A 13,090-nucleotide genomic window follows, 5' to 3' on the forward strand; every position below is an offset into this window, starting at 1 on the left:
ACTGCGCCTCAGCCGGCCAACCGGCGGCGGACTTCTTCAATTCGTCCCACGATCGTGGTGTCGATGATCTCGTCGCCGATGCGGACCGAGAACCCACCGAGCACTCGCTTGTCCACCTCGACGTTCAGGTGCACGTCGCGACCGTAGGAGGTGCGCAGCCAGTCGGCCAGTCGCTGCTTCTGCGCGTCGGACAGCTCGACCGCGCTGCGCACGACCGCCACCAGGCGCCGGCGCTGCTGGGCCACGAGCTGACCGAACTCCTCCAAGCCCGTCTCCAGGCTACGCCCTCGCGGGTGCACCGCCAGCTGCGTGATCAGGCGCTGGCTGGTGGGGGCGACCTTGCCGCCGAGCAGGTCGCCCAGCAGCTGCCGCTTGCCCTCCGCGGGCGCGGCCGCGTCGGCGAGCGCGCGTCGGAGGTCGGGGTTGGCGGCGACGATGCGGCTGAAGCGGAAGAGCTCGTCCTCCACGTCGTCGAGCCTGGACTGGCCCTCCGCCTCGGCGGCTGCGGCGACGACGCCGAGCCGTTCGAGCGAGTCGGCCAGGTCACCCGCGCGCGACCACCGGACCGAGACCGCGGCCTCGGTCGTGGCGATGGCCGCCTCGGAGACCTTGCCGCCGAGCAGGGCGCGGATGGTGCCCGCCTTCTGCTCGGCGGGCCTGGCCGGGTCGGACAGCGCCCGGCGCAGGCCGTGCTCGCGGTCGAGCAGATCCGCGACGGCGAACAACTCGTCGGAGAGCGCGCCGAGGTCGGCGCTGCCCGCGACCGCGTTGAAGCGCTCCTCGACCTCTGCCAACGAGGTCCTGCTCAGACCTCTCATTAGCGCACCGCCTGCGCGTTGCTGCTCTCGAGCTCGTCGAGGAACCTGTCCACGATCCGGCTCTGGCGGGCCTCGTCCTCAAGGGACTCGCCGACGATGCGGCCGGCCAGGTCGGTGGACAGACGGCCGATCTCCGTGCGGAGCTGCGCGAACGCGGCGGCGCGGTCGGCCTCGATCTGGGCGTGCGCGGCCTCGACGAGACGACGGGCCTCGGCCTGCGCCTCCTCGCGGAGCTCCGCCTTGATCTGCGCGGCCTGCTCGCGAGCCTCTTCGCGGAGCCGGCCGGCCTCGCGGCGGGCCTCCTCCAGCTGCTGCGCGTACTGCCGCTGCAGGTTCTGCGCCTCGGCCTGGGCCTCCTCGGCCCTCTTGATGCCACCCTCGATCGCGTCGGTCCGCTCGGCCAGCGTCTTCTGGATACGCGGTACGAGGATCTTGCCGACGACGAGGAGGACGACGAGGAACGAGAAGATACCGACGACGAGCTCGAACGTGTGCGGAAGGAGCGGGTTCGCACCCTCCTCCTGCGCGAGGAGCGTAGCTGCCTTAATCATGGGTGCAGCCTTTCGTCAGGGATTCTTCTGGTCTTAGAGGGCCTGGAAGATGAACGGCGCGACCAGACCGATCAGGGCAAGGGCCTCGGTGAGGACGAAGCCGAGGAGCATGTTCTGGCGGATCAGGCCGTAAGCCTCGGGCTGACGCGCGATGGCCTGCACGCCCTGACCGAAGATGATGCCGACGCCGATGCCGGGGCCGATGGCGGCGAGACCGTAACCGATGGCGGTGACGTTGCCGGAGACCTCAGCGAGAACGCTCATTGCTATTTCCTTTACTGGACGGCCGGTGAAGGGAGTCCCACCGGTCATGGATATTCCGGTATGTGGTTCTCAGTGATCCGGGTGCAGCGCGCCGCCGATGTACATCGACGCCAGCATCGCGAACAGGAAGGCCTGCAGGAACTGGATGAACATCTCGAACCCGGTCAGGATGATCGTCATGATCACACCCAGGACGCCGACGCCGGCGCCCATCGGAGTCAGCTTCTCGAACAGGAACCAGAAGCCGACCATGCTGAAGAACGCGAGCAGCATGTGACCGGCGAACATGTTCGCGAACAGTCGGACCGCGTGCGTGAACGGCGCGATGATCATGTTCGAGAGGAACTCGATCGGCGCCAGAAGGAAGTAGATGGGCTTCGGCAGGCCGGGCGGGAACATCATGTTCTTGAAGTAGCCGATGCCGCCCTGGTGCTTGACGCCCAGGTAGATCTTGATCACGTAGATCGAGAGCGCGAGGACGGCCGGGAACGCGATGTGCGAGGCGACCGGGAACTGCGCGAGCGGGATCACGCCGAGGATGTTCCAGAACAGGACCAGGAAGAAGAGCGTGACCAGCAGGCCCATCCACCGATCGGCGTCCTTGCCGAGGAACGGCCGGGCGATCTGGTCACGGACGAACATGTAGCCGTACTCGACGACGTTCTGGGTGCCCCTCGGCACGAGCTTCGGCTTGGCGAAAGCCACCCAGCACACCGCGATCACCACGAGCGCGCTCAGCATCGCCAGCAGCACCGGCTTGGTGAACCAGCTCACCCCAGGGATGATCGGCGTGAACGAATTGAACAGCTCATCGGGCGATGGCGCCCGGAAGTTGTCTTCGGGGGCGAGGACCGTCAGCGCAATCACGCGGCGTTCCCTTCAACGTCGTAGTGGATCACAAGGGTTTCCTCAGCGAGGCGATCGCTGCGTCGGGTTAGCGACCGAACTTCCGGTAGACCGCGTAGCCGCCGAGCACGACCCCAAGGACCACGCCTATGGGGAAGAACGCGGACATGTCGAGCCACCGGTCCAGCAACCACCCGAGACCGCCATAGACCGCCATCCCGGCGAGCAGATAGCTGGGGACTGACCACATGGCATCGGAGAAGTCGCGACCGTCGTGTTCCGGCCGGCGTTCCTGTGCGCTCATCGCGGCCCCGACGATAGCAGGCGAGTGGAGGACTAGTCATATCGGACCCCATCCCTTTACCTGCCTCATGAGTCGCCCTTTCCGGGGACGGAGGCATCGGGGTCGACGTAGAGCATCTTGGTCTTCATGAACGCGCGGACCTCGAATCCGGTCCACACGAGCGTGCACACGACCACGGACCACGCGAAGGCCTGGGTGTTCCAGGCGGTGGTCTCACGGAAGGCGGCGAGCACCGCCATGATGGCGATGACCTTGACGAGGTAGCTGACCATGGCCGCGATCGCCATCATCTGCGGGGAGACGCGGGCGGCATAGGAGACCGCTACCACGCTGATGCTGAAGAAAACCCCGACGAGCAAGGTGCCGAGGGCCGCGCCGAGCGCTCCCTTGCCGCCTGCGAGAAGGAACGCCACGATGACCGCGACCACCCCGACCGCGAAGGTCGGAACAGCGGCGCTCTTGAGTACGCGCACGTCGTTGGCCTGCATCGGTGCTCCATCAGCATGTTGTCAAGCGAGCGTTTGCTACCTCCAGAACATGTGCGTCTGGAGGTCCCTGCTCGTGAAAGATATCACAAGCTCACGGAAGACCGCTTTTACCTGCCGTTTCTAGTTCCCGATCACGGACGACTCGGAAATGCAGGAATGACCGGTTTGCCCTCTGCGCTCGCGCGTTCCTGCGCCGAAGGGCCGCCCTGCGGCGGCATCTGCCGCCTGACCTCGGTGTCCGGGCCGATCGGCGGCATCGGGCCGGTGGGCGGGCCGTCGTCGTCGGGCTGCTTGTTGCGCGTGGCGGCGTGCGCGCCGCCCCTCCCCCGCCACCGCGGCGCCGCCATCAGGACGAGCACCGCCAGCGCCAGCACGATGACCACGACGAACAGCAGCACCGGCACGCCCTCGCGGGACATCGCCACCAGGCCGAAGGCGAACAGGAACGCCCAGGCATACATGATCAGCACCGAGCGGCGGTGCGAGTGGCCGATGTCCAGCAGGCGGTGGTGCAGGTGGCCGCGGTCGGGCGCGAACGGCGACATGCCGTGGGACGTGCGCCGGACCACGGCGGTGATCAGGTCGATCAGCGGCAGGACCAGCACCGCCGCCGGCAGCATCAGCGGCAGCAGCACCGGGACCTTGTTCATGTCCTCGATGGCGGCCGGGTCGAGCGGCGTCACCGTGACGATCGAGGAGGCGAGCACCAGCCCGATCAGCATCGCCCCGGTGTCGCCCATGAAGATCTTGGCCGGATGGAAGTTGTGCGGCAGGAAGCCCAGGCACGTGCCGATGAGGACGGCCGCGATGGCCGCCGTCGTGGTGATGTTGCCCACGCTCATGCTCTGGGCCAGCAGGATCGAGTACGCCCACGTGGCCATCGCGGCGATGCACACGATGCCGGCCGCGAGCCCGTCGAGCCCGTCGACGAAGTTCACGGCGTTGATGGTGACCACCACGATCATGATGGTGATGATCGTGCTCAGCGTGTAGTCGAGGCTGGTGGAACCGCCCCAGTCCTTCGGCAGCGGGATGTAGAGCAGCCGAAGGTCGAAGTAGACCAGCACGCCCGCCGCCGCGATCTGCCCGCCGAGCTTGATGAAGGCGTCCATGCCCCACCAGTCGTCGAGGAAGCCGGTGAGCGTGATCAGGCCGCCGGCGACGATCAGCGCGGTGACGGCTCTGCCGTCGTACTGCGACAGCGCCTCGCCGGTGTGTTTCAGCTGGCTGGCGACCAGCAGGCCGACCACCAGGCCGCCGTACATGGCCAGGCCGCCGAGCCTCGGCGTCGGCGTGGTGTGCACGTCGCGCTCGCGAACCTCGGGCATGGCGCCGATGCGGATGGCGAAGCGGCGCACCAGCGGCACCAGCAGGTACGTCACCGCTGCCGAGATGAGCGCCATGAACAGGTATTCGCGCACGGACCTAGTTTCCCGGATGCTCCGGCCAGCTGTGACCGGAAACCGACACAGACCAGCTTAATATTCGCTGAGATATGGCCGATGGATGGCGAGAAGCGCCGCCACTCTTTCCCTGACCTCGGGCGCGACCGCCGGATCGCGCACGGACATCGACAGCAGACTTCCCACCTCCTCCATCTCGCGCGGGCCCATGCCCTGCGTGGTCACGCACGCCGTGCCCACCCGGATCCCGGAGGTGACGGCCGCAGGCTCCGGATCGTACGGGATGACGTTGCGGTTGAGCGTGAGGCCGGCGGCCGCGCAGCGCCGTTCTGCCTCCGCGCCCGAGACGCCCAGCTCACGCAGGTCGACCAGGGCCAGGTGGGTGTCGGTGCCGCCGGTGACCGGACGCATGCCCGCCGCGTCCAGCGCGCCGGCCAGCGTGCGGGCGTTGGCGACGACGCGGCCCGCGTACTCGGCGAACTCCGGCCGCAGCGCCTCCCCGAACGCCACCGCCTTGGCCGCCACCGCGTGCATCAGCGGCCCGCCCTGCACGAACGGGAACACCGCCCGGTCGATCCTGGCGGCCAGCTCCTCCGTGCACAGGATCGCGCCGCCGCGCGGCCCGCGCAGCACCTTGTGGGTGGTCATCGTCACGACGTCCGCGTACGGCACCGCCGACGGGATCGCACCGCCCGCCATCAGCCCGATCGGGTGCGCCACGTCGGCCAGCAACCACGCGCCCACCTCGTCGGCGATGCCGCGGAAGACCGAGAAGTCGATCAGCCTCGGGTACGCCGTCGCGCCGCACACGATGACCTTGGGACGGCGTCGCAGCGCCAGGTCCCGCACCTCGTCGTAGTCGATGAGCTCGGTGTCGCGCCGCACGCCGTAGGAGGCGACGTCGAACCATCGTCCCGAGAAGTTCACCTTCGAGCCGTGCGTGAGGTGGCCGCCGTGCGGGAGCGCCATGGCGAGCATGGTGTCGCCGGGCTGGAGCAGGGCGGCGTAGGCGGCCAGGTTGGCACTGGCGCCGGAATGCGGCTGGACGTTGGCGTGCTCGGCCCCGAACAGCCTGCGCGCCCGCTCCACCGCCAGCCGTTCGGCCCGGTCGACGACCTCGCAGCCACCGTAGTAGCGCCTGCCGGGGTAGCCCTCGGCGTACTTGTTGGTGAGGGTGGAGCCCAGGGCGGCCATGACCGCGGGGGAGGTGAAGTTCTCGCCGGCGATCAGCTGGATGCCGGCGCGTTCGCGGTCGAGCTCGTCGAGCAGCACCTGCGCCAGCTCCGGATCCTGCCGCCGCAACCGCCCGAAGTCGGGCCCGTAGTACGGCTCCCCACCCATTCCTCCACTGTACGACCGCATGTCCGTTTTGCCCAGATAACCGGTCCTGCGAGGGAGGCCGTGACCGTCAGCGGGCATGAGGGCGTTCACCTGCGTGGAGGCCGTGACCGTCAGCGGGCATGAGGACGTTCACCCGCGAGGAGGTCTGTGACCGTCAGCGTGCATGAGGGCTTCCACATGCGGAGACCGGAGCACAGGGACTGCGAGGGGCCGGCGGAGGGTGGGAGGGCAGGGGAAGGCGGCGGTCAGGGGAAGGCGTGCGGTGCGCCGGTCTGGCTGGGGATCCACCTCGGGGTGTCGTCGGCCTGGTCGCTGATCGCGGTGAGCACGGCGTGACGGTAGAGGGCCAGCTTGGACCGCCATTCCCGGATGTCCTGCACATATCGGTCGCCGACCGGCGCGTCCCAGGTCTGTGGGCTCTTGGCCAGCGCGTACGCCTTGTCGAGGGCCGTGCTGAGCTTCTCCAGCATGGGCATGACGGTGTTCCAGGCGGTGACGAGACGTTCGTAGTCGGGGTTGAACTCGTAGGCCAGCGGCTGGTTGTCCAGCGGGCCCGCGGCGGTGACGGGCGGCATCTCGTCCCTGCTCCTGGGCCTGGGGGCGGGCGGGTCGACGTACATCACACGCTCCTTCCCGGCGTCCCTGGATCGACCTCACCCGATGGACCGTCCGGCCTGATGTCCCGGAGCGCCCACTCGCCCTGTTCGCCGTACTTACCGGGCGGGACGTCCACGGACGGCATGTCGAGCGGCTGGATGTCGCGGACGTTGTCGATCAACGTCCTGATCGCCTCCGGTCCGGCCGCGGACACGTCCACGGCCACAACCCCGTCCCCCTCACTCACCCACTTCGCACCGACGCCCCCGCCGTCCAAGCCCTGCACCCCACCATCACCATGACTCCCGGCGCCATGCCCCCCGCCACCGAAGGCCGCCGCGCCGTGCCCCCCAGCGCCATAGGCAGTCGCGCCATGCCCTCCGGCATCCCCACCACCAGCCGATACGTCCCCTCCACCCGATACAGCCGCTCCTCCCCCAGGCGCCGTAGGCGGAATCCGCACCCCAGCAGAGCCATCACCCCGCCCAGCCCCACCACCGTCTACCCCGCCGCGCCCAGCGTCCGCCGCGCCACCACCGGTTCCCGCGTCGGCGCGACCACCATCGGCACGACCACCATGGGTGCCGCTGCCGGCATCACGGCTGCCGTGGGCGGTGCCCGCGTCGGTGCGGCTGTCGTTCGTGGCCTTGTCGTCGGCGCAGGCGGTGCCGTCAGTGCGGCCCGCGTCCCTGGTCCCGTCGTCGGAGCGGGCGTTATCGCTGTTCGTGCCGCCGTCGGAGCGGCCGTTGTCGGTGTTCGCGCCGCCACCTGAGCCGTCGGTGCGGCCTGTGCCGGTGTCCGTGTGGCCATGTGCGCCGTCGGCCCGGCCGGTGTCGCCGATGGGCTGGGTGCCTGTGGTGGCGTCAGGGCGGGTTGGGGTGGAGGAGGTGCCGTCGGCGTGGGTGTCGTGGGCGGTGCCCGCGTCCCTTGGGATGCCCTGGTGGGCGCCTTGGTCCCCAGTGGTGCCGCGGTAGGTGTCTCCGGTGGTGCCGGAGTGGGTGGCCGCATCGCCTTGGGTGCCGTTGTGGGAGGTCGTGTCGCCTGCGGTGCCGTAGTGGGCGCCCGTGCCTTCCGACGTGCCGTACGGGTGGCCCGTGGTGGTGCCGTACGGGTGGCCCGTGGTGGTGCCGTACGGGTGGCCCGTGGTGGTGTCGTACGGGTGGCTGGTGGTGTCTGAGGAGGGTGTCGAGGGGTCGGTGCCGCCCTCTCCTGTCGGCACCGACAGCCCTTCGCCTCCGCCCGCCGTCGCCGCGGCGCCGTCGGCGTGCACGGTCGGCATGTCGGCGGGCTGCACGCTGTCGACGTTCTTGAGCAGGGATTCCAGTTGTTCGGCCGTGGGCGGGTCGATGGGGACCTGGAGGACCTTCACGCCGTCGACCACCACGACCTGGGGCTTGTGCGGGTCGTCCGGCTGGTCCTTCGCGGGGACGTCGGTCGTGCCGGTGTCGGCCTCCGCTCCCCGGTCGCGTCTGCTGTCCTGGTCGGGAGCCTTGGGGTCGTCGGCTGCCGAGGCGTCGCCGTTCCGGCCGTCTGTGCGGTCGCCGGTCCGTTCGTCGGTCCTGGTGTCGTTCCCGCTGGTCCCGGTGTCCTTGTCGGCGCCGTCGCACGCCTTCCCGTCCCGGTCGGCCCGGACGCCGTCGTCGCCGGTCTTGCCGTCGGGCTCCTTCGGCGTCGGCGGGTCCGTCGGCTTGGGGTCGTGGTCCTTCGACGCGGGCGGGTCCGTCGGCTTGGGGTCGGGGTGTTTCGGGGCGGGTGGGTCCGTGGGCTTGGGGTCGGGGGTTTTCGGGGGTGGGTCGGTGGGCTTGGGGTCGTGGTCCTTCGGGGTGGAGGGGTGGGTGGGCTTCGGGTCGGCGGGGTGCGCGGGGTCGCTGTGCTTGGGCGGGACGTCGGCGCGCGGGTTGCCGTACTTGTCGTCGCGGCTGCCCGGCGACTCCTTGGGCTCGTCGGCCGTGCCGCCGCCGCCCGTCTTCGACGTGTCGCCCAGCTTCCCGTCGGCGCGCTTCTCCAGTACGGCCAGCCGCGCGTTGACGTCCTTGACCATGTGATCGGCAGAGTCGGCCACCTGGACCGGACGGTGGGTGCTCCGCGCGGACAGCCCGGCACGGCTCAGCGCCGCCCTGACCTGGTCCTCGGCCGTGCGCAGCGCCGAGGACGCGTGCTTGACCTCGGTCAGCAGGTCACGGACCAGCTGCGGATCCATGCCGTCGAACTTGCCCATGGGCCACTCCCGGACGTGTCGCCGTTCCGGGACTCACGGTAATCGCGGCCGTGGCGTCGCCGCAGCCGGGATGCAAAGACGGTATACGTCAGTCGTCGGTGGCGACGTAGCCGATGATGCCGCGCAGCTTCTCGACGGGGATCGCGCCGCGGCGCAGCATCCGGGGCACCGCGGTGGTGAGGTCGAGGATGGTCGAGGGCGTGTTGTCGGTGGTCTTGCCGCCGTCGAGGTAGACCGCGACCGAGTCGCCGAGCTGCTCCTCGGCCTCCTCCGCCGTCGTCGCCGCGGGGGCGCCGGAGCGGTTGGCGCTGGAGACGGCCATCGGGCCGGTCTCCTTGAGCAGGTCGAGGGCGACCGGGTGGAGCGGCATGCGGACGGCGACCGTGCCCTTGGTGTCGCCCAGGTCCCAGGAAAGGGCCCTGTTGGCCCTGCAGACCAGCGTGAGCGGCCCGGGCCAGAAGGCGTCGATGAGATCCTGCCCGTAGGGCCCGAGGTCGTCCACGAGCGCTGTGGCGGCTCTGACGGTGCCCACGAGCACGGGCGGCGGCATGTCGCGGCCGCGGCCCTTGGCGTCGAGCAGCGCGGTGACGGCCGGCGGCATGAACGCGTCGGCGCCGATGCCGTAGACGGTGTCGGTCGGCAGCACGACCAGCTCGCCGCGGCGCACGGCGGTGGCGGCCTCGATCAGGCCCTCGGCGCGCTGGTCGAGGTCGGAGCAGTCAAAGCGTCTTCCCACGGCGTGCATCCTAGTCCTGGCCGAGTCTGGCCGTGACGAAGCGGTCCCTTCGGGTGAGGTCCTGGCGCAGGCGGACGTCGCGCCAGCCGTTGTCCTCCGGGAAGGTCAGATAGACGGCCCTGCCCTGCTCGTCGGCGTGTTCGACGGCCACCCAGCCGCCGGGGCGCAGCAGGCGGCGGGCGGTGCGTTCGACCGCGCGCACCTCGCCGAGGCCGTCGTCGCCGGAGCCGTACAGGGCCCTTGAGGGGTCGTAGTCGCGGACCTCGGGGTCGCGCGGGATGGCGCCGGGCGGGATGTACGGCGGGTTGGAGATCACCAGGTCGACCTTGCCGTTGAGCTCGGGAAGGGCTTCGGCGAGATCTTCCGGGTGCAGGTGCGTACGCCCCTGGCCCAGCTCGGAGATGTTGCGCTTGGCCCAGGTGTAGGCCGCGGGGTCGACCTCGACGGCGTGCACCTCGGCGAGCGCGACCTCCTGGGCGATCGACAGCGCGATGGCCCCCGAGCCGGTGCCGAGGTCGACGACGAGCGGCGCCGTCACGTCCATGGCGCGCAGGGTCTCGATCGCCCACCCGGCCATGACCTCGGTCTCCGGCCGCGGCACGAACACGCCGGGGCCGACCGCGAGCTCCAGGTAGCGGAAGTAGGCGTGGCCGGTGATGTGCTGCAGCGGCTCACGCGCCTCGCGCCGGGCGATGCCCTCCCAGAACAGCGCGTCGAAGTCGGAGTCCTTGACCGTGTGGAGCTCGCTCCTGCGCACGCCGTGGACGAACGCCGCGATCTCCTCCGCGTCGGTGCGCGGCGAAGGCACACCTGCCTCGGCGAGCCGGGCGGTGGCGAGAGCGATCTCGTCCAGCAGAAATGTCATGAGTGTTGTGCGAGCTTCTCCGCCATCTCGGCGTCGATGAGTGCCTGGGTGACGGCGTTGAGCTCGCCGTCGAGAACCTGGTCGAGGTTATACGCCTTGAAGCCTACGCGGTGGTCAGAAATCCGGTTCTCGGGAAAGTTGTACGTGCGGATGCGCTCGGAACGGTCGACCGTGCGCACCTGCGACTTGCGCTCGGCCTGCGCCGCGGCGTCGGCCTGCTCCTGGGCCACGGCCAGCAGCCGGGCGCGCAGGATGCGCATCGCCGACTCCTTGTTCTGGAGCTGGCTCTTCTCGTTCTGGCAGGAGACGACCACGCCCGTGGGCAGGTGGGTGATGCGCACGGCCGAGTCGGTCGTGTTGACGCTCTGGCCACCGGGACCGCTGGAGCGGTAGACGTCGATGCGCAGGTCGTTGGGGTCGATCTGGACGTCGACCTCCTCCGCCTCCGGGTAGACCAGCACGCCCGCGGCGCTGGTGTGGATGCGGCCCTGGGACTCGGTGACGGGCACCCGCTGCACGCGGTGGACGCCGCCCTCGAACTTGAGCCTGGACCACACGCCCTCGTCGCCCTTGGCCTTGATGCCGACCGTGACGTCTTTGTAGCCGCCGAGGTCGGAGGGCTGGGTGTCGATGATCTCGGTCTTCCAGCCGAGGCGCTCGGCGTAGCGCAGGTACATCCGCAGCAGGTCGCCGGCGAACAGCGCGGACTCCTCGCCGCCCTCGCCCGCCTTGATCTCCATGATGATGTCTTTGTCATCGTTGGGGTCGCGCGGGATGAGCAGGTGCTTGAGCTTCTCCTCAAGCTGCGGGATGCGCTCCTCGATCTCGGCCGCCTCGGCCGCGAACCCCTCGTCCTCGCCGGCCAGTTCCTTGGCCGCCGTCAGGTCCTCGCGGGCCGTGTCGAGCTCGCGGTAGGTGGTGACGATCGGGGTGAGCTGGCTGTAGCGCCGGCCGAGTGTGCGGGCCTTGTTCTGGTCGGCGTGCACGGCGGGGTCGGCAAGCTGCAGCTCCAGCTCGGAATACTCCTTGAGCAACTCGTCGAGGTTCACCGTGGGTCCTTCAGTGGTTTGAATGCCGTTTCACCAACAACGCCGACCCGGCGCACGTGGTGCGGCCGGGTCGGCGTCGGTGAAGCTACTTGCCCGTGGCCTTCTTGCCGAAGCGCTTCTCGAAGCGAGCCACCCGGCCGCCGGTGTCGAGGATCTTCTGCTTGCCCGTGTAGAACGGGTGGCAGGCCGAGCACACGTCGGCGTGGATGACGCCGTTCTTCGCGGTGCTGCGGGTGGTGAACGTGTTGCCGCAGGAGCAGGAGACCTGCGTCACGTGGTAATCGGGGTGGATGTCGGGCTTCATGGCTGTCCTTTCGGGCTGCGGCCGCCGGGTCGCCTTCACGCATGGCGTGAACCGGAACCGCAAAATGGTCAGCTACCAGTGTGCCAGATCGTGCAACCTGCCCAGGCCATGGGGCATTCCCGCGATCTTCATGACGCGGCCACGCGCGCCACACTAGGCTCCCTCGCACAAACCATCACTTTTCCCACAAATGGGACTTAGCCAAAGGATCATCCAACTGATGAAGAGAAGGGTGCGGCTGCTCCTCGCGGCCGCCACGGGGGCCGCCGTTCTCCTCGGAGGCGCCGGTCTCTCGGCCACCGGCGCGTCGGCCTCGGCGTACGCGCTGGCGGACGACTTCACGGGCGACGCGTCGGCGAGCGCGTACGTCCCGCTGGAGAAGGACGTCGACGCCACCGTCACGCTCAAGCTCAAGAACCCGGACACCGTCACCGGCGTGACCGGGTCCATCGAGCCGCCCGGCAAGTCGGCCAAGACGGTCTCGTTCGACTTCACGCCGAGCACCTCCACCCCCACCTCCACCCCGACCGCCACCCCGTCGCCGGCCGCCGACAAGACGATCACCGGCAAGTGGACGATCACCAAGGACGACCCGGCGGGCGACTGGAAGCTCACCGTCAACGTCGCCCGTTCGGGCGGCGGGAGCAGCCCGAGCACCTTCACCGTCAAGGTGTCCGGCAAGCAGGGCATCTCCGGCGCGAACGTCACCCCCGACCCCGTCCAGCTCGTCAAGGGCAAGGACACCAAGGTCACGGTCGAGGCGTCGGTGAAGGACGCGGGCACGGTCTCGGCCAAGCTCGTCAGCGACACCACCAGCGAGTACTACGACCTCGGTGAGCTGGCCAAGGAGTCGGACAGCTACTACCGCGGCGTCACGTACTTCACCGACGACACCACCGAGGGCGCCTGGACGCTGGAGGTGTACGCCACCCGCGCCGGCCAGACGCTCAAGGGCGAGGCGTCCTTCTCGGTCGTCGCCCCGACCGGCGGCGCGTCCAAGAAGGCCAAGACCCGGGTGACGATCTCGGCCCCGAACAAGGTCGCCAAGGGCCGCGCGTTCAAGGTCTACGGCAAGGTCTACCGCGGGACCAAGGCGTACAAGAACAAGATCGTCGAGGTGTACTTCAAGGCCAAGGGCACCAAGACGTACAAGTTCATGGGGTACGCCAAGGCCACCTCGACCGGCAAGTACAGCAAGACCTTCAAGGCCAAGAAGGACGGCTACTTCCAGGTCAAGGTGCCCGGCACGAGCAAGACGCGCACCTCCCTGTCGCCGCAGGAGTTCGTGGACGTGAGGTAGCGGGTA

15 protein-coding genes are annotated in these 13,090 nt (G+C 69.3%); 1 reads left to right on the forward strand and 14 read right to left on the reverse strand.

Going from position 1 to position 13,090, the window contains the following annotated elements; all coding sequences use genetic code 11:
* Positions 1 to 8 precede the first annotated feature (8 nt).
* The 14 genes from ACIBST_RS06660 to rpmE all read right to left on the reverse strand — a co-directional run bounded on the left by ACIBST_RS06660 (position 9) and on the right by rpmE (position 11,784).
* Complete coding sequence (locus tag ACIBST_RS06660; protein WP_397169675.1) at positions 9 to 818, reverse strand: F0F1 ATP synthase subunit delta; 810 nt, start codon at positions 816 to 818, stop codon at positions 9 to 11.
* Positions 818 to 1,369, reverse strand: coding sequence for a F0F1 ATP synthase subunit B (locus tag ACIBST_RS06665; RefSeq protein WP_357695099.1), 552 nt, complete (start codon positions 1,367 to 1,369; stop codon positions 818 to 820). The genes ACIBST_RS06660 and ACIBST_RS06665 overlap by 1 nt, the downstream gene beginning before the upstream one ends.
* A gap of 33 nt (positions 1,370 to 1,402) precedes the next feature.
* On the reverse strand, positions 1,403 to 1,633 hold the full coding sequence (gene atpE / locus ACIBST_RS06670) for an ATP synthase F0 subunit C (protein ID WP_397169677.1): 231 nt from the start codon (positions 1,631 to 1,633) through the stop codon (positions 1,403 to 1,405).
* 69 nt (positions 1,634 to 1,702) lie between these two features.
* On the reverse strand, positions 1,703 to 2,500 hold the full coding sequence (atpB, locus tag ACIBST_RS06675) for a F0F1 ATP synthase subunit A (RefSeq protein ID WP_397169678.1): 798 nt from the start codon (positions 2,498 to 2,500) through the stop codon (positions 1,703 to 1,705).
* 67 nt (positions 2,501 to 2,567) lie between these two features.
* On the reverse strand, positions 2,568 to 2,783 hold the full coding sequence (locus ACIBST_RS06680) for an AtpZ/AtpI family protein (RefSeq protein ID WP_229824207.1): 216 nt from the start codon (positions 2,781 to 2,783) through the stop codon (positions 2,568 to 2,570).
* A 65-nt stretch (positions 2,784 to 2,848) separates the two neighbouring features.
* Positions 2,849 to 3,271, reverse strand: coding sequence for a hypothetical protein (locus ACIBST_RS06685; protein WP_397169680.1), 423 nt, complete (start codon positions 3,269 to 3,271; stop codon positions 2,849 to 2,851).
* 131 nt (positions 3,272 to 3,402) lie between these two features.
* Positions 3,403 to 4,692 (reverse strand): glycosyltransferase family 4 protein, encoded by a 1,290-nt coding sequence (locus ACIBST_RS06690; RefSeq protein ID WP_397169682.1) that lies wholly within the window; start codon positions 4,690 to 4,692, stop codon positions 3,403 to 3,405.
* A 57-nt stretch (positions 4,693 to 4,749) separates the two neighbouring features.
* A complete protein-coding gene (glyA, locus tag ACIBST_RS06695) occupies positions 4,750 to 6,015 on the reverse strand; it encodes a serine hydroxymethyltransferase (RefSeq protein WP_397169683.1) in 1,266 nt (421 codons plus the stop codon).
* Positions 6,016 to 6,260: 245 nt separating this feature from the next.
* Positions 6,261 to 6,635, reverse strand: a complete 375-nt coding sequence (locus ACIBST_RS06700; RefSeq protein WP_352349993.1) for a hypothetical protein — start codon at positions 6,633 to 6,635, stop codon at positions 6,261 to 6,263.
* A complete protein-coding gene (locus ACIBST_RS06705; protein ID WP_397169684.1) occupies positions 6,635 to 8,830 on the reverse strand; it encodes a hypothetical protein in 2,196 nt (731 codons plus the stop codon). Before ACIBST_RS06705 ends, ACIBST_RS06700 begins: the two co-directional genes overlap by 1 nt.
* Positions 8,831 to 8,918: 88 nt before the next feature.
* On the reverse strand, positions 8,919 to 9,566 hold the full coding sequence (locus ACIBST_RS06710) for an L-threonylcarbamoyladenylate synthase (protein ID WP_364324825.1): 648 nt from the start codon (positions 9,564 to 9,566) through the stop codon (positions 8,919 to 8,921).
* Between the two features lie 10 nt (positions 9,567 to 9,576).
* On the reverse strand, positions 9,577 to 10,431 hold the full coding sequence (prmC, locus tag ACIBST_RS06715; protein ID WP_352320399.1) for a peptide chain release factor N(5)-glutamine methyltransferase: 855 nt from the start codon (positions 10,429 to 10,431) through the stop codon (positions 9,577 to 9,579).
* Entirely contained in the window at positions 10,428 to 11,480 is a 1,053-nt protein-coding gene (gene prfA / locus ACIBST_RS06720) for a peptide chain release factor 1 (RefSeq protein ID WP_397169685.1), read from the reverse strand. Before prfA ends, prmC begins: the two co-directional genes overlap by 4 nt.
* Positions 11,481 to 11,565: 85 nt before the next feature.
* On the reverse strand, positions 11,566 to 11,784 hold the full coding sequence (gene rpmE / locus ACIBST_RS06725) for a 50S ribosomal protein L31 (RefSeq protein ID WP_352320396.1): 219 nt from the start codon (positions 11,782 to 11,784) through the stop codon (positions 11,566 to 11,568).
* 220 nt (positions 11,785 to 12,004) lie between these two features.
* On the opposite strand from rpmE, the gene ACIBST_RS06730 reads away from it, so the two are divergent.
* The gene (locus tag ACIBST_RS06730) at positions 12,005 to 13,084 is read left to right on the forward strand and encodes a hypothetical protein (RefSeq protein WP_397169687.1); all 1,080 of its coding nucleotides are present in this window, start codon (positions 12,005 to 12,007) and stop codon (positions 13,082 to 13,084) included.
* The last annotated feature ends 6 nt before the right edge of the window (positions 13,085 to 13,090 follow it).

Origin of the sequence: Nonomuraea sp. NPDC049684, assembly GCF_044465345.1 — a bacterium.
Lineage (GTDB): Bacteria > Actinomycetota > Actinomycetes > Streptosporangiales > Streptosporangiaceae > Nonomuraea.